This is a genomic window from Synechococcus sp. BMK-MC-1 (genome assembly GCF_014279955.1).
Classification (GTDB): domain Bacteria; phylum Cyanobacteriota; class Cyanobacteriia; order PCC-6307; family Cyanobiaceae; genus Synechococcus_C.
Map to the genome: position 1 here is coordinate 2,298,756 of NZ_CP047939.1, position 21,439 is coordinate 2,320,194.

20 protein-coding genes and 1 tRNA gene are annotated in these 21,439 nt (G+C 61.1%); 12 read left to right on the plus strand and 9 right to left on the minus strand.

The genetic code is table 11. The annotated features are described in order from the left end of the window. Nucleotide 1 precedes the first annotated feature (1 nt). Entirely contained in the window at nt 2-1,468 is a 1,467-nt protein-coding gene (gene zds, locus SynBMKMC1_RS12970; protein ID WP_186472031.1) for a 9,9'-di-cis-zeta-carotene desaturase, read from the minus strand. A 70-nt stretch (nt 1,469-1,538) separates the two neighbouring features. Between zds and SynBMKMC1_RS12975 the strand changes: the two genes are divergently transcribed. The 4 genes from SynBMKMC1_RS12975 (at nt 1,539) to SynBMKMC1_RS12990 (ending at nt 3,893) form a co-directional block, all read left to right on the plus strand. After that, nucleotides 1,539-1,931: an iron-sulfur cluster assembly accessory protein gene (locus SynBMKMC1_RS12975; protein WP_011934113.1), complete on the plus strand. Its 393-nt coding sequence runs from the start codon at nt 1,539-1,541 to the stop codon at nt 1,929-1,931. Nucleotides 1,932-1,994: 63 nt separating this feature from the next. Continuing rightward, nucleotides 1,995-2,414 carry a hypothetical protein gene (locus SynBMKMC1_RS12980; protein ID WP_011934114.1) on the plus strand — a complete coding sequence of 140 codons (420 nt, stop codon included), beginning with the start codon at nt 1,995-1,997 and terminating at the stop codon, nt 2,412-2,414. A 1-nt stretch (nt 2,415) separates the two neighbouring features. Further along, nucleotides 2,416-3,621 (plus strand): lipid-A-disaccharide synthase-related protein, encoded by a 1,206-nt coding sequence (locus tag SynBMKMC1_RS12985; protein ID WP_186472032.1) that lies wholly within the window; start codon nt 2,416-2,418, stop codon nt 3,619-3,621. Further along, nucleotides 3,618-3,893 carry a hypothetical protein gene (locus tag SynBMKMC1_RS12990; RefSeq protein ID WP_186472033.1) on the plus strand — a complete coding sequence of 92 codons (276 nt, stop codon included), beginning with the start codon at nt 3,618-3,620 and terminating at the stop codon, nt 3,891-3,893. Before SynBMKMC1_RS12985 ends, SynBMKMC1_RS12990 begins: the two co-directional genes overlap by 4 nt. On the opposite strand, the gene SynBMKMC1_RS12995 is transcribed toward SynBMKMC1_RS12990, so the two are convergent. Beyond that, nucleotides 3,829-4,776, minus strand: coding sequence for a TIGR01777 family oxidoreductase (locus SynBMKMC1_RS12995; protein WP_186472034.1), 948 nt, complete (start codon nt 4,774-4,776; stop codon nt 3,829-3,831). The genes SynBMKMC1_RS12990 and SynBMKMC1_RS12995 overlap by 65 nt on opposite strands. A gap of 32 nt (nt 4,777-4,808) precedes the next feature. Beyond that, on the minus strand, nt 4,809-6,086 hold the full coding sequence (locus tag SynBMKMC1_RS13000; protein ID WP_370593922.1) for a cation:proton antiporter: 1,278 nt from the start codon (nt 6,084-6,086) through the stop codon (nt 4,809-4,811). Between the two features lie 34 nt (nt 6,087-6,120). Between SynBMKMC1_RS13000 and SynBMKMC1_RS13005 the strand changes: the two genes are divergently transcribed. Further along, a complete protein-coding gene (locus SynBMKMC1_RS13005; protein WP_186472035.1) occupies nt 6,121-6,378 on the plus strand; it encodes an NAD(P)H-quinone oxidoreductase subunit O in 258 nt (85 codons plus the stop codon). Here SynBMKMC1_RS13005 and SynBMKMC1_RS13010 read toward each other — a convergent pair. The 5 genes from SynBMKMC1_RS13010 to SynBMKMC1_RS13030 form a co-directional block, all read right to left on the minus strand. Further along, on the minus strand, nt 6,357-8,453 hold the full coding sequence (locus tag SynBMKMC1_RS13010) for a phospholipid carrier-dependent glycosyltransferase (protein ID WP_186472036.1): 2,097 nt from the start codon (nt 8,451-8,453) through the stop codon (nt 6,357-6,359). The genes SynBMKMC1_RS13005 and SynBMKMC1_RS13010 overlap by 22 nt on opposite strands. Then, entirely contained in the window at nt 8,453-9,154 is a 702-nt protein-coding gene (locus tag SynBMKMC1_RS13015) for a J domain-containing protein (RefSeq protein WP_186472037.1), read from the minus strand. The genes SynBMKMC1_RS13010 and SynBMKMC1_RS13015 overlap by 1 nt, the downstream gene beginning before the upstream one ends. A 5-nt stretch (nt 9,155-9,159) precedes the next feature. Next, nucleotides 9,160-10,128: a cysteine synthase A gene (gene cysK, locus SynBMKMC1_RS13020; protein ID WP_186472038.1), complete on the minus strand. Its 969-nt coding sequence runs from the start codon at nt 10,126-10,128 to the stop codon at nt 9,160-9,162. A gap of 200 nt (nt 10,129-10,328) precedes the next feature. Beyond that, nucleotides 10,329-12,197 (minus strand): iron uptake porin, encoded by a 1,869-nt coding sequence (locus SynBMKMC1_RS13025; protein ID WP_186472039.1) that lies wholly within the window; start codon nt 12,195-12,197, stop codon nt 10,329-10,331. A 190-nt stretch (nt 12,198-12,387) separates the two neighbouring features. Further along, a complete protein-coding gene (locus SynBMKMC1_RS13030; RefSeq protein WP_186472040.1) occupies nt 12,388-14,205 on the minus strand; it encodes an iron uptake porin in 1,818 nt (605 codons plus the stop codon). 279 nt (nt 14,206-14,484) lie between these two features. Here SynBMKMC1_RS13030 and SynBMKMC1_RS13035 point away from each other — a divergent pair, with 279 nt between their 5' ends. The 3 genes from SynBMKMC1_RS13035 (at nt 14,485) to SynBMKMC1_RS13045 (ending at nt 17,934) form a co-directional block, all read left to right on the plus strand. Further along, entirely contained in the window at nt 14,485-16,089 is a 1,605-nt protein-coding gene (locus SynBMKMC1_RS13035) for a DUF2079 domain-containing protein (RefSeq protein ID WP_186473470.1), read from the plus strand. 80 nt (nt 16,090-16,169) lie between these two features. Continuing rightward, nucleotides 16,170-16,331, plus strand: coding sequence for a hypothetical protein (locus tag SynBMKMC1_RS13040; RefSeq protein ID WP_186473504.1), 162 nt, complete (start codon nt 16,170-16,172; stop codon nt 16,329-16,331). A gap of 4 nt (nt 16,332-16,335) precedes the next feature. Continuing rightward, complete coding sequence (locus SynBMKMC1_RS13045; protein ID WP_255486208.1) at nt 16,336-17,934, plus strand: glycosyltransferase family 39 protein; 1,599 nt, start codon at nt 16,336-16,338, stop codon at nt 17,932-17,934. Nucleotides 17,935-18,047: 113 nt separating this feature from the next. On the opposite strand, the gene psbD is transcribed toward SynBMKMC1_RS13045, so the two are convergent. Then, nucleotides 18,048-19,103, minus strand: coding sequence for a photosystem II D2 protein (photosystem q(a) protein) (gene psbD / locus SynBMKMC1_RS13050; protein ID WP_006041823.1), 1,056 nt, complete (start codon nt 19,101-19,103; stop codon nt 18,048-18,050). 155 nt (nt 19,104-19,258) lie between these two features. Here psbD and SynBMKMC1_RS13055 point away from each other — a divergent pair, with 155 nt between their 5' ends. The 4 genes from SynBMKMC1_RS13055 to SynBMKMC1_RS13070 all read left to right on the plus strand — a co-directional run bounded on the left by SynBMKMC1_RS13055 (nt 19,259) and on the right by SynBMKMC1_RS13070 (nt 21,439). Beyond that, complete coding sequence (locus SynBMKMC1_RS13055) at nt 19,259-19,522, plus strand: hypothetical protein (protein WP_011934127.1); 264 nt, start codon at nt 19,259-19,261, stop codon at nt 19,520-19,522. Between the two features lie 5 nt (nt 19,523-19,527). Next, nucleotides 19,528-20,232: an ABC transporter ATP-binding protein gene (locus SynBMKMC1_RS13060; protein WP_011934128.1), complete on the plus strand. Its 705-nt coding sequence runs from the start codon at nt 19,528-19,530 to the stop codon at nt 20,230-20,232. A 23-nt stretch (nt 20,233-20,255) separates the two neighbouring features. Further along, a tRNA-Asn gene (locus tag SynBMKMC1_RS13065) sits at nt 20,256-20,327 on the plus strand. 314 nt (nt 20,328-20,641) lie between these two features. Next, nucleotides 20,642-21,439: a response regulator transcription factor gene (locus tag SynBMKMC1_RS13070; protein ID WP_186472042.1), complete on the plus strand. Its 798-nt coding sequence runs from the start codon at nt 20,642-20,644 to the stop codon at nt 21,437-21,439.

The window sequence follows — 21,439 nt, forward strand, 5'->3', positions numbered from 1 at the left end:
TTCAGGCGACTGCGGTGTTCGTGGCCAGCTGGGCCGGCTTCTTCAGGATGGCGGCGGCAGCGAGATGTCCGCTCATCGTCGCCCCCTCCATGGAATCGATGTAATCCTGACGGGTATAGCTGCCGGCCAAGAAGAAATTGCGCACTGGAGTGCTCTGCTCAGGTCGGTAGGGCTCCATGCCAGGGGCTTCGCGGTAGAGCGACTGAGCCAGCTTCACCACATTGCTCCAGGTGAGCTTGAGACTGCGGGCCGAGGGGAACAACTCGCGCACCTGACGGTCCGTGTGAGCAACGATGTCGTCGACGGACTTGGGAATCCAGGGATCACCCGGTGTGAGCACGCACTGGAGCAGCGAGCCTTCACCCTCCTTGCGGTAATCCTCGGGGCTGGCCAGGGCGAGGTCGGCAAAGCAGCTGAAATCGGCGTCAGCCGTGTAGAGCAGATTGTTCAAACCTGCTGGATGCGCCACATCGCAGCGTTGCGCCTCCTGGGCATCGCCCAGTTCGGTCACCCAGCCGTCGTAGCGGAGCTGAACGGTGGCCACAGGCACAGCCTCCAGCTGATGGATCGCTTCGAACTGGGGATAACGATTCCACTCCTTGGGCAGCAGCTTCTGAATTCCTGGCACATCACAGGCAGCCAGATAAGCGTCGGCCTCAACACGGATCTCTCCTTCGGGCGTTCCCAGCTGCAGGCCTGTGATTTCAGGGGATTCACCCTCGCTGTACTCCACCTGCTTCACCCTGTGACGCAGGTGGAGCTTGCCGCCGCGCTGCTGGATGTAGTCGAGGATCGGCCCCGTGAGCCAGCGGTGGGGCGATCCCTTCAGCAAGTTGAGTTTCGAAGCCTCGGTTTTGGCCGCAAACATCATGAAGATGGTGAGCATGCAGCGCGCTGAGATGGCCTCGCAATCGATAAAGCCCAGGGCATAGGCAATGGGATTCCACATGCGCCGGATGCTTTCGGGGCTGCCGCCATGGCCCACAAACCAATCTTGAAAGCTCACCGAGTCGAGCGCTCGGATGGTGCGCATCGCCCCTTCGTAATCCACCAAACCGCGCACGATCGGGCTGGTCCCCAGGGCCAGGGCATTGCGCAGCTTGTCGATCCAGCTCAGCTGCGGCGTGGTGAAAAACGCCTTGAGGCCGTTGAAAGGTGCACCGATCGGAAAACGAAAATCCAGCTCCCGCAGATCCCCGCCCTTGTTCACAAACAGATGAGTGTGCTGCTTCGGCAGCAGATTCTCGAAGGCGCCCACCTTGTGCATTAGTGCAAAGAGATTGGCGTAATTGAAAAAGAACACGTGCAACCCCATCTCGATGTGGTTGCCGCCGTCATCCACCCAGCTGCCCACCTTGCCGCCCATGAAAGGCCGAGCTTCGTAGAGGTTCACCTCATGACCGGCATCGACCAGATCCACAGCAGCGGAGAGGCCGGCGAGACCGGAACCGACGATCGCGACCCGCACATGATCTGCACAACTGGAACGACTCTATGTATGAGCCTCCATAGAGTGAGGGAACCAGCCTGTGTTTCCCATGACTTCCACCCCAAGCACTGCGCCGGCGCACACCGCGAAAGACGGCAAGGGGATCCTGATCACTGAACCGGCCATGCAGCAATTGGCCAAGCTCTGCAGCGAACAGGGTGACAACCAGGTGTTGCGGGTGGGTGTGCGTTCTGGCGGATGCAGTGGCATGAGCTACACGATGGATTTCGTGCCGGCTTCAGACACCCAAAGCGACGACGAAAGCTACGAGTACGTGGCCTCTGACGGCCAGAGCTTCCGCGTGATCTGCGATCCGAAAAGCCTGCTGTACATCTACGGAATGCAGCTTGACTTCAGCACAGCGCTGATCGGTGGCGGCTTCAATTTCACCAACCCCAATGCCACCCAAACCTGTGGCTGCGGCAGCTCCTTCGCGGTTTAAAACCGGCGGCTCCCTCGGCCTGCTGTGGGAATCTGAACGGATTGCTGTATCGGTCGATCATCGATGGACGACACCCAGGATTCCCTTTTCCAACAGGCGATGGCCCGCTATCAGGACGGTGTGCCTGCAGCAGACCTTCTTGGGGATTTCGAGACGATCACCGCCGCAGCACCCAGACAATCGGCTGGTTGGACCTGCCTGACCTGGCTTCAACTGCTCTGCGAACAGCCGGACGACGCCCTGCGATCAGGACGCATGGCGGTCAAGCTGAACCCTCAAGACCCGCAGGCGCGGATCAACCTCTGCCTGGCCATGCTGGAGACCAAAGCCAAGGGGGTGCGCGATCACATTGAGGTGGTCCAGCAGGTTCTCGCCGTGGCACCCGACGTGGCTGGCGATCTGCGCGAGTCGATCGCTGATGGTCTCAAGCGTCGTCCGGAGTGGCCTGCTCTGCTGAAGGTGAAGGCCTGGCTGGAGCTCTGAGGTGGGGCGCCTGCTCCTGCTCAGCAACGGTCACGGCGAAGATCTCTCAGGTTCATTGCTGGCCAGGGCACTGGCACGCCTGGGGCACACCGTGGAAGCCCTGCCCTTGGTGGGGAAGGGTCAGCCCTACCGGGATGCGGGCATTGATTTAATCGGCAGCACGCAGGAATTCAGCACCGGTGGGCTGGGCTACACCAGCCTGCGCGGGCGGATGACTGAACTGATCCAAGGGCAGGTGGTTTATCTGCTCCGGCGGTTGCTGCGGCTGCTGCGCATCGGCCATCGCTACGACGTGGTGGTGGTGGTGGGCGATGTGATTCCGGTGATGGCGGCCTGGCTGTGCCGGCGCCCTGTGGCCACCTATCTCGTGGCCTACTCCAGCCATTACGAGGGCCGACTGCGCTTGCCATGGCCCTGCGCCACCTGCCTCCAGAGCCGCCGCTTTCATGCCGTCTTCAGCCGGGATCAATGCACGGCTGATGACCTCAGCGGTCAACTGTCCCGAGAGGTGCGCTTTCTCGGCAATCCCTTCATGGATCCGGTGCTGGCCGATGCCGGGAGACTGCCTGCCGCTCGGCAACGGCTCGGCCTCCTCCCAGGGAGCCGCCGGCCGGAGCTTGAGCAAAATCTTGGTCTGCTTCTGCAGATGATCGAGCACCTGCCCAGCGAGCTCTTCAGGCAAGGCGTGCTCGCGGTCGATCTGGCGCTCGTGTCCTCCCTCAGCGACCGATCGCTACGCGCCCTGGTGCAACCGTGGGGTTGGACGCTGACCGCAGAACCCGGAGGCTCAGGGTTGCAACTCCAGCGGGGGCCGCGCCGCATTCATGTGCGCCGAGGTGCATTCGCAGCCGTGTTGCACAGCTCGAATCTGTTGGTGTGCATGGCTGGGACTGCAGCGGAACAGGCGGTGGGACTGGCACGCCCCGTGCTGCAGCTCGCTGGCCGAGGACCCCAGTTCACCGCGGGCTTTGCCGAAGCCCAGCGACGCCTGCTTGGGCCCACGGTGTTCTGTGCCCAGGGCGAACCAGGCGAAACCGCCACTCTGGAAGCCTCGGCAAGGCTGGCCATCGATCTCCTCGAGAGGAGCCACTCCGACGCGGATCTGCAACGGCAATGTCACCAACAAGCGTTGCAACGGCTTGGCCCTTCAGGAGGAGGCGCCAGGATGGCCCAAGCCATTTCCGATTTGGTGCAGCAGCCGTTATGACACCACCGTTGCAGGAACCGCTCTGGAAGCGCTGGCTCGACCGCGTGTTGGTGCTTGACGTTTTTCTGGTGCTGGGCGGTGCCGGCTGGTTCGCCGTGGCGATTCTGGGGAGCAGCCAGGGGATCGAGGCTCCCATGCGTGAGTTTCAGCGCCTCTGGGAGCCCCTGTTCACCCCGGCGATCGGTTTGTTGATCGCCTCAGCCTTGATCAACGGCTGCTGGAGCTGGTGGCAGCGGCGAGTGCAGCGTCAAGCGACGGATAACGGAAACTGAACGCGAGCTCCTGCAAACGGGTGGAGCCCACCCGCTGGCCTTCCAACACCACCTGAGCGCCATCGCCGAGCAGCAGCTGGAGGACGGGACCGGGAACCGGCAGAAGACTGGGACGACCCAAGCAGCGTCCGAGCCCCGAAGCGAAGTCGGCCATGGAAACGGGCTCAGGGGCAACGGCATTGATCGCTCCCGACCAGGAGGGCTGTTCCAGAGCGCTCTGGATCATGCGGCAGAGATCGCTGCGCTCGATCCAGCTCATCCATTGCTGCCCCGAGCCGATTGGTCCACCGAATCCAGTCCGGAAGACCGGAAGCATCTTCGCGAGGGCCCCGCCGTCTGCTGACAGCACAATGCCGATGCGCAACACAACCAGTCGGGTGGCCTCGGGCTTCGCCGCGGCCGCCTGCTCCCAGCGCTGGCAAAGACCCGCCAGAAAATCGGAACCGGGAGCACTGGTCTCCTCGAACTGGGCGTTGGCACTGGTGCCGAAATAGCCAACCGCCGATGCATTCACAAGCACGGAAGGCGGCGTCTCGAGCGCAGCCATCGCCTCCGCAAGACAACGGGTGGTCTCAAGCCGACTGGATTCGAGCAGGCGCAGATGCTGGGGCGTCCAGCGTTGTTCGGCAATCGGCTCACCGGCCAAATTCACAACCCCATCACAGGCTGCGAGAGCCTGGGTCATTGCAGCTGAGGAGGCCCAGCTGGAGGGTGCGGCAGGATCGGCCTTGATCCACTGAAGCTCGGAAGCGAGACGGTCGGGCAGGCCAACCGCGGAGGCAGGCCTGCGACTCACCACGATGAGTTCATGGCCAGCCTCGTGCAGGAGAGGAATCAGCCCACGCCCAACCAGGCCTGTGCATCCGATCAGCAGGAGACGCATGGGAGGTGAGCGCAGAGAAACGGTGCTCGAGGTTAGGCAGTCGAAGAAGAATCAGTGCCGGGATCCGGAAGGGTGAGTTGCATGCGCCGAGCAAGAGGAACCAGGGCAAAGCCCTGAACGAACAGGCCGTAAAGCACCACCGCCAGGGCCAGAGGAGGCATCAAGACGCCCCAGCTCACCCCCGAAGACCAGGCATTGATGGCCAAGGCGATCGGCACGGCCCCTCGCAGTCCAGCCCAGCAAACAAAGATCCGTTCAGCTGAGCTGAAGGATGTTCGCCAAAGCAAGAGGTGCACCATCACCAGGCGGACAAGCTGCATCACCAAAAACAGCAGGAAGGCCATCCCGGCCGCATAAACCACATCCTGAGGCGCGACGACCAGTCCCATGCACAGGAATAGGAGCAGCTCAGCCATCTTGGCGTAGCTCGAATGCGCTTCCTCCAGAACCGCTTGATCCAGGCTGTCGCTGTTGCCCAGCACCAGCCCTGCCACATAGGCCGCCAGCAGCGGGCTGCCTCCCAGCAGAGAGGTGCCCCCGCTAAGCACCATCAGGAGCGCCAGGCTCACCACAGGCAGCATCGAGGCCTGGTTCAGGCCCATGCGGGTGCCGAGAAGCTGCACGGTGAGGCTTCCGCCCAGGAAGCCGATCAGGATTCCAAGCAGAAACTGGCGCACCAGATCGGTCACCAGTACGCCAGCACCGACCCCTTCTCCACCGACAAGCGCAAGAGCAAGACCGGCCAGCACCACAGCCATCGGATCATTGAACCCCGATTCGCATTCGATCAGATCCATCAGCGGCTGGGGCAGACGGCCCTGCAGGGGCCTCAGCAGTGCCAGCACCGCCGACGCGTCCGTGCTGGCCACCATGGCGCCGATAAAGAGATTGCGCGGCACCATCTGCGCAAGGGCTTCGCCTCCTCGGGCCAAATCAAAACCGATCCCCACGGCGGTGATCAACGCGGCTGTGATCAACACCCCGATGGTGGCGAGGCGCGCAGCTGGCTTGATCACCCCCCGCACCTCACTCCAATTGGTGGTCAGCCCGCCAAAAAACAACACCAGCACGAGCGCCGCCTGGGTGATCTGCTGGGCATGGTCCAGGCTCAGCAGCGTGAGCTCGCGCGTGTTGGACACCTCCACCTGGTTGTCGATCAGGAGGCCGAGCAGGAGCACCATGAGGATTCCTGGCACCCGCACCCGCGCCGCCAGGTCATCGAGGAGCACCGACACGAGCAGGAGACCGCCAAAAGCCACCAGATAAAGCGAAAGGCCGTTGTCCAACAGGAGGGCTGGCGATGCGTGCAAGGGTTCTAGCCTGGCGAACAACGACCGACCCGTGATGGCCGAGACACCGTCGAGCCCCGCTCCTGCCGCGAAAGCCACCCCCGCATTAAAAAAAGGTGCTCTAGTGCGCGTGAACAGAGCGGCTTATGAGGGCAGCACGGAAGCGGGTGCCAGTGACCCGCATCCACCGGCCTACATCTTCGAAGGCCCCGGAGAACTGCTGATGGTGAAAGGGAGCTACGGACAGGTGCGCTGGCGCAGACCCGTCCCCGACGTGTGGCTGCGGATGGATCAGCTCGAGGCGTTCTCCTGAGTGCCGAGCGATTGCTCGATCACACGAATGGCCTTGGGAACGAGGTCGATCGCCTCCGGAATCCGCCAGATCGCTCCCGAGAGCACCGAAGCTGAAGCATCGAGGCCCATCAGCACGGGCTGATCACCGAGTCGTGTGTTGGCCGCAGCTGCCACAGCAGCAGCTTGGGCTGGGTCCCAACCAGCCAGCAGCACCACAGCACGAAACGCACTGGGCCAAGGGTTATCCGGAAGAACCTGCTCCAAGGCAGCGAACTGCTTGGAGGCCTCGATCGGGCGGTTGGCTAAAACAGCCAGCAATGCCAGCGTCCACCTGGCCTGACGATCGCCGGAGTCGATGTTGAGCCGGGCGAGAGCAGCCTTGCGTGCAGGCCCCCTATAGAGAAAGTGGCCGTCGAGCATGTGTTCGATCGCCACGCTTCTGAAGATCGGATCCAGCCCAGATGGTCCCCTCTCCAAGGCGGATGCCAACGCGGGGAAGCGTTGATCAAACCCGGGCGATGCGGGAACGTCAGCACGCCGGCGCCACAGGGAATAGCTGCCCCCATCAGGACGGGGAAACGTGTCCACACGCGTGAAGACCCCGGAATCCCGCACGGCGCGATCCAGGCGCCGGGCCGCCTTGCGCACCGATCCCTGGTCACCCTCCGCCAGCAGCACCAGCTCGGCGTAATCCAGCACCGGCTGCACGTGAGCGCGGCTGCCACCGAGCTGACGCCCTACCAACTGGCCTCCATTGCGGCGTCCGTAGTAGCTGACGTTGTGCTGATTCAGATCAGGGGTGCTCGGCACCACGATCAGGGTGCTCGGCTCAGCGCCTGGCACGCCACCTCCCGCACGCCGCACAATCGCTGCCAAGGGGCCTTGATGACGGTTCTGCAACCGTGCCGACTGCTGCATCCAGGCTGGTGTGGCTGCGGCCAGCCCCCCTGCCGCCAGGGCCAAACCCGGCAACCAGCGCGCCTGCACAGGCCAGCGACGCCGGAGCCAGAGCCCCCACTGCAACCAGCCCCGACTCAGCAGCAACAGCAGGGGTGGCAGCAATGGTGCGATGTATCGCGAATCTTTGTTCGGGCTGAGGTTGGTGAACAACCAGCCCAGCAGCAACATCCCCAACAGCCAGCTCCAGGCCTGAGCGCGGTCGGAACCATCCCGAGGCGGCGCCACAAGCCCTGAGCGTCGTTGCTGCAGCAAGAGCAGCAAACCCGATCCACCGATCACCAGCAACACCCAGCCGATCTGATCAGGAATCAGACGGGGGTACCAGAACCAGCCGGCCAAGGTCAGCACACCGGGGTCACCCTCCCGAGCCGCCGACTCGATCACCGCACGGTTGGTGCCCCCGAGGGTGGTGATCCAGTTGTGGCGCAGCCAAGGCAGGAGACTTAGGGTCACCACAGCCAGCCCCAACGCCAGTTGCGCTTGGCGACGCACGCCTGAGCGCAGGGCAACAACCAAAACCCAGGCGCAGGCAGGGATTAACACGAGCAAAGCACTCTGCTTCACCAGCAACGCCGCCGAAACCGCCAGGGCGGCAACGAAAGCCTGCCACCAGGATGACGGCCGCGTTGGACCCAACCAGCAGCCCAAGCGCCACAGCGCCAGGGTCACGCAAGCAGTGAGAGGCAGCTCCAGCAGATAGTCCGTGCGCAATTCCAGCAGCATTGGCGTCAGCGAGACAGCTGCTGCGGCCAGCAAGGCAAACTCCCTGGCCAAACGCTGCGGGGAGCGAAGCGAGAGAGCCCAACCCGCAGTGGCCAACAGCAACAAACCGTTCCAAAGGCTGAGGCTCCAGGCAGCTTGAGCCGGGGCATCACCGCTCACGGCGATGACAGCACCATTCACCAGAGAACCGAGAGGCGGAATTTTTGGAGACAGGTCGAGAAGGGCCTGCCAGCCCTGCCAGCCACCTCCCGGGAGCAGACCAAGGACCCGACCGTGATCCAGGGCACTGTTGAGATAGTCGGCCTGATCCCAGGCGGGCAAGCCGCCGTGGCGCGACCACCACAGCCGATCCGCGGCCGTGGACAGTACCCAGAGCAGCAGCAGCAGCGCCCGAAACGCTCCCGCTCCCATCAGATCTCCAAGCGTCGACGTTCGTCTTGGAGACGCTTGCGACGCTGCCTGGCTTCTCGAATCATCTCGCGCCCGTCGTGGAGGTAACTGTCCACGTAGCCCATCGTGTAGCGCTCGAACTCCGTCACCGCATCCTCCACCTGCGAGAAACAGTGGTAGACGCTCAGACCAAATCCACGCGCCGAAGCCGGGGTTGGGATGGATTGAAACAAGGTCTTCACCTTATTAAGCCGGCTCCGGCTCTGTTCGAGATAAGTACAGAACGCCTCCATCAGGGCATCGTCATAGGGATCAGCCGACAAGGCCCGGAGTTCAGCGGCGAAGGGATTGATCACCTGGCCAAGCAGGCGATCGATCGGGGAGTAGACCTTCCTCAACCAGGTGGCCAGATCTTCGTCAGCGTGACTCGCTCGCCCGCTGGCCTGCCGTGCCACCTGACTGGCGCGAGCATTGCGTGCCCCACGAGCCCTTGCCTCGTCTCTGGCCACCTCCGCAGGTCTCCTGCTCGTGTCGAAGGCGCGGCGACTCTCGGGATCGCCCAGTTGTTCCCAGGCGGCATTCAGCGCCAGGATTCGTTCCTCTGACCCACCGGCATCGGGGTGGTGCTGCTTCACCAAGCGCCTGTAAGAGGCCTTGAGTTCAGCTTGCGTCGCCGTGGATCCCACCTCGAGCACGGCATAGGGATCGAGACCATCCGGCATCAGAGTCACAGCTGAGCGTCCCGGCGTGCTGGAAGAGGCGCCGCAGTGCTGAACATCGGTGTAGAGAGATAGCGCTCTCCAAAACTGGCCAAGATCACCACGATCCGGCATCCCTCCATGACCGGGCGTTGCCCCAGTCGCAGCGCAGCGGCCACCGCGGCACCACTACTCACCCCGCAAAGCAAACCCTCTTCCCGAGCAAGACGCCGACCGACATCCATGGCCTCATCGTCGCTGACCGCAATGATCTCATCGATCAGATCCATCTCCAGAACGGGCGGAATAAAGCCAGCGCCGATTCCCTGCAACCGATGGGGGCCAGCAACGCCACCAGCCAACACCGGACTGGCAGCTGGCTCCACGGCGACCACCGAAAGCTTGGGCTGAAGCTCTTTCAGCACTCGGGCGCAACCGGTGATGGTTCCCCCGGTCCCCACCCCGGCCACCAGAGAATCCAGGACACCCTCCGTATCAGCCCAGATCTCTTCGGCTGTGGATGCTGCGTGCACCGCAGGGTTCGCGGGGTTATCGAACTGCTGGAGGAGATAGGCACCAGGGATCTCCTTCACCAACTCCCGCGCCCGCTCAATGGCCCCCTGCATGCCCTCCATACCTGGTGTGAGCTGCAGCTCAGCCCCATAGGCCCTGAGCATCGCCCGGCGTTCCGTGCTCATCGTGTCGGGCATCGTGAGAATCAGCCGATAACCACGGGCCGCTGCCACCATTGCCAAGGCGATTCCGGTGTTTCCACTGGTGGGTTCCACCAAAACAGTTCGCTCAGGTGCAATGGTGCCAGCGCTTTCAGCGGCCTCCACCATCGCGCCGGCAATGCGGTCCTTCACCGACGCCGTGGGGTTAAAGCTCTCCAACTTGGCCACGATTTCAGCAGAGCATCCCCAGGCCTTGGGCAAGCGATTAAGCCGCACCATGGGCGTGCATCCCACCAAGGCTGTGATGTCTGGGGCAATCGCCATAGCAACCCGGGGCTCGCGCTCTGTTCAACCCAACCCATCATCAGCACGTTTTGAGCAGTGCGTTGATGGTCAGGTCAACGGTCAATAAAAAACCCCCTCGAATTGAGGGGGAGTTCAGAGTGTGTAAAGAGTGAACTGTGTGAGGACAAGAATCTCGAGGGCCCGTACAAACGGACCCAAGAGATCGTGCTGATGTCAGATCAGAACTTGAAGGTGGTCTGGATCAGACCGCCGAACACGTTGAACTGACCGTCGTAGCCCTGACCATTCTCCACCAGGTTGTTGGTGTACTGACCCATGGGGCGGGACAGGTAGAAGATCGCAGGGGTGACCTTGATGTTGTCGGTGACCTGGAAGTTGTAGAACAGTTCGAAGACGTAGTTGCCGTCGAAGGGGGTGGAACCACAAATTTCACGCTTGTCGCTGCGCTTGCCGTCGCAGGACTCGAGGCCGGTGGCGAAGGTGGGCTGACCCACAGCGAAGCCGAGGTCGTTGCCCTTCAGGAACACGTCGTCCCACTTCAGGCCCACCATCCAGCTCTGGCTGTTGACGGGGGTGCCGCCACGCTTGTTGCTGGTGGTGTTCTGGTTGATGCCCCAGCCCAGGGAGATGGAGGGGATGAAACCAGGGTTCTCGGGCTGCCAGTAGGCGTTCAGCGCGTAGCTGTTGGTGGAAGCACCGGAGCGCTTCTTGGGATCACCATTGGGAACGGTGTACTTGGTGCCGTCAACGGTGACAGTCTTGGTGGGGACGTAGAAGCAGTTGTTGTTCCACTTGTCCTGCTTGGCGAACTCGGTGCCACGGCGGAAGCCGTTGCCGCTGTCGCACTGGCCATAGCGGTAACCGAAGGCCACACCCCACTGAGGACCGGCGTAACCGACCTGAGCCAGGAAGCTGGCTTCGGAGTTATCGGTGAGGAAACCACCATTGGTGGGATCGGTGGAGTTGCCGTTGCCGTCGTCAGCCACGTAGTTCAAAGACACGCTGAAAGCGTTCTGACCCTTGTCGACGCTCTGCTTCCAGTAAGCACCGATCAGCTGTCCGGTCTCCTTGTTGTAAACACCGCTGGTGCCCATCAGAGCGGTCCAGTCGAGGATCTTGGTGGCACCCTTGTTGTAAACAGAGGGCCAGAGAGCGATGGACTCGGTGTTACGAGCCAGAGCACCGGCAACCACGGTGAACTCTTTGCCAACCGGGAACTTGTAGAACAGACGGTCGAGGGTGACGATGTTCTGCTTGCTGTTTGCCACACCGGAATCGGTGGCGATGTCGAGAGCGGTGAGGTTCACGCCGTTACCACCGAAGGCGTTGCCGGTGCCGCTCTTGCTGAAGTTACCGGTACGCAGACGGGCAACCAGCAGGTCCTTGCCGGTGAAGCTGGTGTTCAGCTTCAGGCGCTGGTCATAGTTGAAAGTGAAGGCGCCGTAGTTGCGGTTATAGGCGTTGGCTCCACCGTTGGTGCCGTTCTTGTTGAACTTGGTGTTGCGGTTCTTGCGCTGCACCTTGCCGATCTGCTTGACCTCGTCAGCAGAGTCGTCGAAGTAGGTGGCGTTGGTGTCGTAGATGTACTTGGAACCGTCGTCACCGCCGGCGGTCACAGCACCAGTCACGAAGGTGGTTTGACCCTTCAGCTTGGTGGTGGTGGTGAACTGGGTCGCTTCCAGCTCGCCCACGCGGGCTTCCAGACCGTCCACACGGCCCTTGAGGATCGCGAGTTCCTTCTCGAACTCCTTCATCAGGCGCTTGAGCTCGTCGGTCACTTCGGTGACGCGGTCGAGACAGGCGTTCAGCAGGGCAGCCGCTTCAAAGCGGGTCATCGCCCGGTTGCCGCGGTAAGTGCCGTTGGGGTAGCCAGCGACGCAGCCGTAGCGCTCGATCAGGTTGCTCAGTGCCTGGTATGCCCAGTCGGTGGGATACACATCGGAGAACTGAGTGATGCTGGTGACCTGCTCGCCGGACTCGGCGTAGTCGGACACACCGTTGATGTTCAGCTCAGTGGCGTTGGCGGCCATGGGAGCCAGAAGGCCCAGGGCTGCAGGTGCCACCAGCAGTTGCTGGAAAAGTTTCATTGGATTCCTCACACCAAAAATTGAGGGATAGGACATTTCTGTCCAGCCAGAACTTAATGGTGAGGACACCGCTTGCACAGGAGGCCGCTGTACAAGCTGTCCACAAAACCCTCTCCACTCAAGAAGTGGAGAGGGATGAGACACGCAAGGCTGGATCAGACGGATCCAAATCCAGTCTTCGCTGCTGAAATCAGAACTGGAAAGTGGTCTTCACAAGACCGCCGAACTGATTGAAGGTTTCACCCTGGGTTGTCGTTCCGAAAGGACGGCTGAGATAGAAGATCGCAGGGGTGACCGTGATGTTGTCGGTGACCTGGAACATGTACCACCATTCCCAGGCGTACTGACCGTCACGAACCAGAGTCTCTTCGACATCCGAAGCACTTCTGAACCGTTCGCCGTCGTTCGAGAGATCCAGGGCTGTTACAAAGCCCTGCTGACCGACAGCCATACCAGCCATGTTGCCCTTCAGGAACACATCGGCCCACTGAAGACCCACAGACCAGGACTGAGTGGTGGCTGAGTCGAAGTCATAACCAAACAGGGTGGAGTCGTTAGTACCGCTGGTTGAGTTCAGACCCCAACCGACGGAAATTGAAGGAATCCAACCTGGGTCTTCAGGAGACCAGTAAGCACTGACACCCACGGAGTTGGTGTTACCGAGACCGCCGACTTCAGTCGCAAGCGGTGTCGCAGTGCCCTGATACATGTTTCCGAAGTTCTCGGAGCTGTAGTTGTAGGCAGCTGCAAGGCCCCAGTTATCCTTGGCGTAAGCGATTTGAACGGTTCCAGTTCCCGAGGCTCCATCAGTGGCGATACCAGCGATCCTTGGGTCTGACTCGTTGCCGTTGCTCGACACGTAGTTGGCACTCACGCTGAAGCCATCGTTCTCCCACCAGATACCAGCACCGGAACCGAGGTTCAGGTTGTAAGTACCCGGAGCACCGGCATAGGTGAAGAAGTCGAGGACGGTGTCAGCGGGATAAGCACTCGGCCACACCGCCAGCATGTCGTCCTGACGGACCTGACCACCGGCAGTGACAGTGAAATTACTGCCGAGGGGGAATTGATAAAAGAGTCGGTCAACAATGATGGCGTTACCGGCAACTCCTTCCTCAAAGGCAGCTTCCATGCCTGAGGGAGTTTTGAATTGACCACCAAAGGGGCTTCCGATTCCAGTCGGCGCATTAAAGCCGAAAGCGCTGTTCTGGAAGTTACCGGTGCGCAGACGGGTCTTGAGGAGATCCTTACCGGTGAAACTGGTCAGGAGTTCCAGCTGAAGGTCGTAGTTGAAAACGGCTGCACCAAGATTGGCAGCAGCTTTATCAGCCAAATCAGCCTTGGTTACTTCAATTTCATTGCCATTAGCCAACTTAATCTTGCCGCCCTTTTTCAAGGCTTTCTTAGCTTCTTTTCGATCATCAACGTTTTCAAAGCGCTGATCAACAAGCCGACCCAGAAGACCAGCAGGGACTCCTCCAACCAGCTCATCACCCTGAGAAATGTTGAGTTGCTTGGCATCACCGCCGAAGGAGTTGGCACCAATCACGAAGGTGCTTTTGCCCTTCAGCTTGGTGGTGGTGGAGAACTGGGTGGACTCCAGCTCACCCACGCGGGCTTCCAGACCGTCCACACGGCCCTTGAGGATGGCGAGTTCCTTCTCGAACTCCTTCATCAGACGCTTGAGCTCGTCGGTCACTTCGGTGACGCGGTCGAGACAGGCATTCAGCAGGGCAGCCGCTTCAAAGCGGGTCATCGCCCGGTTGCCGCGGTAAGTGCCGTTGGGATAACCAGCGACGCAGCCGTAGCGCTCGATCAGGTTGCTCAGTGCCTGGTATGCCCAGTCGGTGGGATACACATCGGAGAACTGAGTGATGCTGGTGACCTGCTCGCCGGACTCGGCGTAGTCGGACACACCGTTGATGTTCAGCTCAGTGGCGTTGGCGGCCATGGGAGCCAGAAGGCCCAGGGCTGCAGGTGCCACCAGCAGTTGCTGGAAAAGTTTCATGAGATTCCTCACACCAAAAATTGAGGGAACACGCCGAAGCGATAAGCGAAATTTGTTGCATTACCAACCCTTAACCAGCAGCCGTGTGCCGGACATTCGTCCGACCTGTATCAAACGATTCTTTTTGAAGCGCAAATGGCACTCCTTGATACAAAAAACCTGGGCGGGGGTGGGAATGCACACCGTGCAGAATGAACTGATTGGTTGAGCTGGACCTCTCGTTCGTCGCGTGTGACAAACCATCAGCGATGCGAAGGCCGCAGCCGTTCCAATGCCCTCGTGCTGGCGGCCAGCCTGTTTGCCGTTGTGACGCTCGGATTGCAGCTGTGGAAATCCTGGGTCCTGCTCGCCGGATACGACCAAGGAATTTTCCAACAGGTGGCATGGAACAGCCTGCATGGCCATTGGTTTGAGAGTTCCCTCTCCTCGCAACTCTCCACCAACGTTGTTCATGCCGGTCAGCTCCCATTCGTGGGTTACGAACGGCTCGGCCAACACTTCACACCCACCCTGCTGCTCTGGGCGCCACTGCTTGTCGTCTTCGGCGCCACTGCCCTTCCTGTTGTGCAGGTGGGCCTGATCACGGCTGCTGGCTTGGTGCTGCACCGACTAGCGACCCCACGCCTCCCAGCAAGAACGGCGAACTGGCTTGTGGTTGCCTACTTCGCAGGCAATGCGCTGATCGGACCCACCCTTGGCAATTTCTCCGATCTCTGCCAGCTGCCCCTGGCCGTGTTCGTGTTGATGCTCGGCTTGCTGGAGAACCGATGGGCCCTGACGGTTGCCGGAGCCCTGCTCATGCCGCTGATCCGCGAGGACACAGGGGTGATTCTCGTGGCCATTGGCCTATGGCTTCTGGTGCGATCCCGGGAGCGCTGGCGCTTGGCGTTGGTGCTGATCGCCTGGGGGGGTGGCTGGGTTGTTGTGTGCACGAACGTCTTGATGCCGTTGTTCTCCGACGACAACAGCAAGCGCTTCATGGTGGAGAACTTTGGCCAGTACCTCGGCGCTGATCCGAACAAGGGGAGCAGCAGCCTCGGGGTGCTCAGGCGTGTCCTGAGCCAACCGGCCTTGGTTTTTCAGCAACTGATCGATCCACCGGGGAAGACCCTGCGATACCTGCTGGGCCACAGCCTGCCCTTTCTTTTTGTCCCCCTGATCAGTCTCGATACCTGGCTGCTCGCAGGTCCCAGCCTGTTGGGGCTGTTTTTAGCCCAGGGAACCAATGACCCATTGGCGATCACCATTCGCTACACCTGGTTGGTGGTGCCAGGTTTTGCCTTGGGAGCCTTGTTCTGGTGGGAGCGCCGTGCTGATCCATCACCAGGACCACGCATGCGACTGGCTTGGGGAACAGCCCTGGCCCTCTCGCTGCTGCTCACCGTGACCAGCAATCCCCACCGCAGCCTGTCGATGGTGATGCCCGACAGCATTGACCCTTGGCTTTACTCCTCTCCTGCGCAGCAGTGGGTTCATGGCCTGCGCGCGCGCGAGGCCCTGAAGGTGATCCCAGCAACAGCCTCTGTGGCAGCGAACACGCCCCTGGTACCCCTGCTGGCCCAACGTCGGGCCATCGTGCGCTTTCCCTACGACACCGAGTATCTGGATCAGAACCGCCAGGAGCAGAGCGTGGAGTGGATTGCCGTGGATCTCTCACTCCTGGAGCGCTACGGGATGGCGTTCCGAAGGGACTGGCGCCAACTGAAGAAAAGCCTGGCCTGGATTGAAGCAAACCATCAGACCTACACACCGCAGGCCATCCGGGATGGCGTTGTCGTCTTGCAGCGGCAGGGACCGCGCCATCCCATCCTTGACAGCGAACTCGGCACACTGCTGGAACGCCCTCTTCCACCATCCCCCTCGCGGCGCACCAAACGCTCTTAAAAACGATGCCCCCGTTCGGAATCCGAACGGGGGCTCTCGCCGGGTCCGCTCTGGCGCGGAACCGAATGATCAGTCAGAAGATGAAGCCGTCAGCCGGCGTTCTCCGCGATCAGCAGACCCTGGGTGAAAGAACTGGAACTCATGGACACCTCCTCCTGGATGGATTGATGATCGCCGGTGATGCATCCGAAGGGGTTCTGGATCCGAAGATCAACGAACACCCCCACACCACTGCGGTCTGAACACTTGAACCTTAACGGAAGCGGACGGACTCGGGGTCTACTAGCGCCCCTAACTCTCTGGATCACAACACTCGCGGTCTGGCTTCCCTGGCTCGGCAATGTTCCGTTAAGGGACTGGGATGAGGGAATCGTGGCCACTGTGGCTCGCGCCACATCCCAGCAAACCGGACTGCGCTGGCTGCTGGCCGTGAAGGATGCTGGCGAGCCCTATCTCAACAAGCCGCCTGCACTGCACTGGCTGATCGGCACAAGCATCCAGAGCTGGGGGGAAGGAGAATGGGCTGTGCGCGCAGTGCCGGCCCTGGTATCCACCCTGGCCGTGCCCTTGCTGGTGTTGCTGCGCAGAGAACTCAGCCGTGATCAATCAGGAGAACGCTCCGCCTTGGCTGCTGGGTTGGTGCTGATGACCCTGTTGCCGATGGCACGCCACGGTCGTCTGGCGATGCTTGATGGAAGCCTCGTGAGCTGCAGCCTGATGCTCTGGCTCGGATGGCTCGGCAGCCGGCGGCAAAGCCGCTGGGCCGTGCTGGCGGGGCTGGGGTGCACCGGCGTGCTGCTGCTCAAGCCTCCAGCCCTGATTGGGTTCGCTGCAATCATCGTCGCAATCGGAGTGCTGGAAAGGGTGAGCCAGCAACACCTGAGCCGAGACCCGCAACCTCGAGCACCCAGCATCCCAATCAGCCGACGCTTCGGATTGCTGCTGCTTGGGGCTTCGCCTGGCCTCGCCTGGCATCTCTGGCATGGCTGGTGGCGTGGACTGGATGCCCTTCTGATGTGGGGTGGTCAGGGCCTGAGCCGGGTGACCACTGTGGTGGAAGGCAATCAGGGGAGCTGGCTCGTTCCCATCACGGAGGTGCTGGAGGGCGGATGGCCGTGGTTGTTGCTGCTGCCAGCTGGATTCCGCTGGGCGTGGCATCACCGCCATGAACGCGCCGGACTCTGGGAGCTGGGACTGCTCCTGGGTAGCGCTGCGCTTGTGCTTCCGCTGCGCACCCAGCTGCCCTGGTACAGCCATCTGCTCTGGCCGGCCATCGCCCTGCTCTGCGGTGAGGGACTGAGTCAACTGTTGGCGAGTGGCAAGCCCCGTTGGGTGCCACTCATCTGGACAGGGCTTGGCGCGGGTTTACTGCTAGCCGGCTCCATGGCGTTGCTCGGCATCACCGACGCTGTCCCTGCCGCATCGGTCCTGTCGGCTGGCGCCGGGTTGCTGATGGGCGGCCTCTGGCTGCGCGCACCCATCAAGACCAGGCGATGTCGAGGGCTGCTGCTGTTGGTTGTTGGCTGGAGTGTGGCCCTGCTCAGCCTCTGGCATAGCCGACTCTGGCTCTGGGAATTGAACGAAACTTGGGATCCAAGGCCGATCGCAGCCGTCATTCGCAAGCTTCCAGCTGAGGACCCGGTGGTTTTGCAGGGACCAACCCGTCCCTCTTTGGGCTGGTACGCCGGTCGACCTCTGCGTCGACTGCAATCGGAACGCCCCAGCGAACGCCACTGGCTGATCACCCGCAAAACGCCCGCATCCTGCAAACAACAGACGATGTCACTCGACGGTGATTGGCAATTGTGGCTTTGCCCTGCAACATCGGCATCCACACAGAACTGAAACCGATACGTAACTGAATAGATACGTCAACGTGTGATTTCGCTAGGTAGCTCTCCATCAAAAAGCGCCTGCCGAAGCAGGCGCTACTCAATAGCTTCCGATCGGAACGTTGATCAGAGAGCGTTGCCGCGGGGCAGAACCTCTTCAGGGAAGACGAAGTTTTCGTGCGGCTGGTCAGCCGGTGCCATCCAGGCACGCAGGCCTTCATTGAGAAGGATGTTCTTGGTGTAGAAGGTCTCGAATTCGGGATCTTCTGCAGCGCGGATCTCCTGCGACACGAAGTCATAGGCGCGCAGGTTGAGGGCCAGGCCGATGATGCCGATGGAACTGGTCCACAGGCCCATCACAGGCACGAACAGCATGAAGAAGTGCAGCCAGCGCTTGTTAGAGAACGCAATTCCGAAGATTTGGCTCCAGAAGCGGTTGGCGGTGACCATCGAATAGGTCTCTTCTTCCTGAGTGGGCTCGAACGCCTTGAAGGTGTTGGCCTGCTCGCCGTCCTCAAACAGGGTGTTTTCCACGGTGGCGCCGTGAATGGCACACAGCAGTGCGCCGCCGAGGATGCCGGCCACGCCCATCATGTGGAAGGGGTTCAAGGTCCAGTTATGGAAGCCCTGGAGGAAGAGGAGGAAGCGGAAGATCGCAGCCACACCGAAGGAGGGCGCGAAGAACCAGCTGCTCTGGCCGAGGGGGTACATCAGGAAGACGCTGACGAACACCGCAATCGGACCGGAGAAGGCGATGGCGTTGTAAGGACGGATGCCCACCAGACGAGCAATCTCGAACTGACGGAGCATGAAGCCGATCAGAGCGAAAGCGCCGTGGAGTGCCACGAAGGCCCAGAGGCCGCCGAGCTGACACCATCGAACGAAGTCGCCCTGGGCCTCAGGGCCCCAGAGAAGAAGCAGGCTGTGACCCATCGCATCAGCGGGGGTGGACACAGCAGCGGTGAGGAAGTTGCAACCTTCCAGGTACGACGAGGCGATGCCGTGGGTGTACCAGGAGGTGACAAAGGTGGTGCCAGTGAGCCAACCACCGATGGCCAGATAGGCCGTTGGAAAGAGAAGAATGCCGGACCAGCCGACAAATACGAAGCGGTCGCGCTTGAGCCAGTCATCGAGGACGTCAAACCATCCCCGCTGTGGCGCGCGTCCTACAGCGATCGTCATGAGGGAGCTTCATGAAGCTTTACGTGCCGAGCCTAGTGGGCGCCGCCGGTTTGTGGGCCAGAAACCTGAGCAACACACCCGACATGAGTAGAAATGCCCAACGCTTCGCTGAACGCGCTGATTGGCGAAGATGGGTTGGTTTACGGGACTGATCTGTGTACGTGATTGAGCTGGCTCTGCGCATGAGCCCGATGCCCGTATCCGTGCAGAGGAAAGAGCACGATTCGGCCGAAGCCCTTTACCAACAAGTGCGCTCGGCCCTTGAGCAGGGCCAGCCACGCCTGCTCGAACTCTGCTGCGAAAAGGTGGAAGGCAAGCGCCTCAGCGTTCTCACCAGCGATCTACTGGCTGTCCAGATTTATGAGAAAACAGCTGCAAGCGGCGGCACGAAACGCCCTGGCTTTTCGTTTGAAGCTTGATCCTGATGCAGCCGGTTAATCAGGCCGACTCTGAACCAGCAGCACTTTGCTTTGACAGGGTCAGCTTCTGCTGGCCTTGCGGAACCAAGGCGCTCGATCGCTGCAGCATCGAGATCCAATCCCCCGGGCTCTGGATGCTGGTTGGCAGCAACGGAAGCGGCAAGAGCACCCTGTTTCGAATGATCTGCGGCTTGATCAAGCCGCAGCGCGGCCACATGCACTGCACTCTGCGACCCGCATTGGTATTTCAGAACCCCGACCATCAACTGCTGCTACCGAGCTGCGGCAGCGAACTTCTCCTCAGCCTGCCGCCCCACCTCTCACGATCCGAGACAACCAAGAGGATTGAGGGACTGCTCGAGCAGGTCGGGCTGGCTGGGATGGCCGGCCGGCCGATCCACACCCTGAGCGGCGGGCAGAAGCAGCGCCTCGCGATTGCAGGAGCTCTGGCCAGCGAGGCCAATCTGCTCCTCCTCGACGAGCCGACCGCCCTACTCGACGCGGCCAGCCAGGACGCCATCCTGGCGACGGTGCAACAACTTTGCCACCGCTCCAAAAATCCCTTAACTGCGCTCTGGGTCACCCATCGCCTTGGCGAACTCGATCACGCCGATGGCGCAGCGCGCATGGAAAAAGGACGCATTGGCGCTTGGGGCAGCGGGACAAGCCTGAGAAGAACACTCGAGCCTCTTGCGAGACGGAGGGGCTGAAGGGTAAGTTCTCTGGGTCACATTCCTCGGTAGCTCAGCGGTAGAGCGGTCGACTGTTAATCGATTGGTCGCAGGTTCGAATCCCGCCCGGGGAGTTTTTTCACCACACACCACAGCGTTTCGCTTGTGGTGTTTTTTATTGCCAGGAGAATCCGTCGGGAACAATTTTGTTTGACCGATTGAATTTCGTTACTTCAGCCGTACCGAAACCGAAGACTTCCTGAAGAGCTGAATGACTTGATTGGCACCGGCATTGCGCCCAACACGTTCTGCCGCAATGGGTTCAGGCTGATCCACACCTCAGACACCCTTTCCAGGAATCACTGCAAGGCCGAGAGAACCTTGAGAGAATCTGTCAAGCCACGACGCGGCATCACCACGTCTTCCCTATTCACCCGCCTGCGAGTCGATGAAGCCCTGCATCCTGCTGATCGAAGACGACCGGGATATGCGTGAGCTGGTCAGCGGCCATCTCGAGCACAGCGGCTTTGATGTGCAGAGCGCTGACGACGGCATCAAAGGCCAGGCCCTCGCCCTTCAGTACAACCCTGACCTGATCCTTCTCGACCTGATGCTCCCGAAAGTCGATGGTCTGACCCTGTGCCAAAGGCTCCGGCGCGATGAGCGCACATCAGCAATCCCGATCCTGATGCTCACGGCGCTTGGAGGGACCAAGGACAAAGTGAGCGGCTTCAATTCCGGAGCCGATGATTACCTCACCAAACCCTTCGACCTCGAAGAGCTTCAGGTGCGCATCAAGGCCCTCCTGCGCCGAAGCGACCGCGCGCCTGTGGGGACCTCCGGCAATCACCACGAGATTCTCAACTATGGGCCTCTCACCCTGGTTCCTGAGCGTTTCGAAGCCATCTGGTTCGACAAGCCGGTCCGGCTCACGCACCTGGAATTTGAGCTGTTGCATTGTCTGCTCCAGCGCCATGGCCAAACCGTGGCTCCCTCGTTGATCCTCAAGGAAGTGTGGGGATATGAGCCGGACGATGACATCGAGACCATCCGTGTTCACGTGCGTCACCTGCGCACCAAACTCGAACCCGATCCTCGGAAACCTCGTTTCATCAAAACGGTGTACGGCGCCGGTTACTGCCTGGAACTTCCCACCGGCGCTCAGTTGGAGGGGCTCGAGGATGTCCTTGCCCAGGCGCGGCAGGATCGCGAACAAAACGACCACAACAGCCGCGCAAGCGCCTGA

Coding starts and splice junctions, on each gene's coding strand:
- SynBMKMC1_RS12975 (WP_011934113.1), top strand. CDS start 1,539: ATGACTTCCACCCCAAGCACTGCGCCGGCGCACACCGCGAAAGACGGC.
- SynBMKMC1_RS13025 (WP_186472039.1), bottom strand. CDS start 12,197: ATGAAACTTTTCCAGCAACTGCTGGTGGCACCTGCAGCCCTGGGCCTT.
- cysK (WP_186472038.1), bottom strand. CDS start 10,128: ATGGCGATTGCCCCAGACATCACAGCCTTGGTGGGATGCACGCCCATG.
- SynBMKMC1_RS13060 (WP_011934128.1), top strand. CDS start 19,528: ATGCAGCCGGTTAATCAGGCCGACTCTGAACCAGCAGCACTTTGCTTT.
- SynBMKMC1_RS13010 (WP_186472036.1), bottom strand. CDS start 8,453: ATGGGAGCGGGAGCGTTTCGGGCGCTGCTGCTGCTGCTCTGGGTACTG.
- SynBMKMC1_RS13005 (WP_186472035.1), top strand. CDS start 6,121: ATGGCCGAGACACCGTCGAGCCCCGCTCCTGCCGCGAAAGCCACCCCC.
- SynBMKMC1_RS13070 (WP_186472042.1), top strand. CDS start 20,642: ATGAAGCCCTGCATCCTGCTGATCGAAGACGACCGGGATATGCGTGAG.
- SynBMKMC1_RS12995 (WP_186472034.1), bottom strand. CDS start 4,776: ATGCGTCTCCTGCTGATCGGATGCACAGGCCTGGTTGGGCGTGGGCTG.
- SynBMKMC1_RS12980 (WP_011934114.1), top strand. CDS start 1,995: ATGGACGACACCCAGGATTCCCTTTTCCAACAGGCGATGGCCCGCTAT.
- SynBMKMC1_RS13030 (WP_186472040.1), bottom strand. CDS start 14,205: ATGAAACTTTTCCAGCAACTGCTGGTGGCACCTGCAGCCCTGGGCCTT.
- SynBMKMC1_RS12990 (WP_186472033.1), top strand. CDS start 3,618: ATGACACCACCGTTGCAGGAACCGCTCTGGAAGCGCTGGCTCGACCGC.
- SynBMKMC1_RS13015 (WP_186472037.1), bottom strand. CDS start 9,154: ATGCCGGATGGTCTCGATCCCTATGCCGTGCTCGAGGTGGGATCCACG.
- psbD (WP_006041823.1), bottom strand. CDS start 19,103: ATGACGATCGCTGTAGGACGCGCGCCACAGCGGGGATGGTTTGACGTC.
- SynBMKMC1_RS13040 (WP_186473504.1), top strand. CDS start 16,170: ATGAAGCCGTCAGCCGGCGTTCTCCGCGATCAGCAGACCCTGGGTGAA.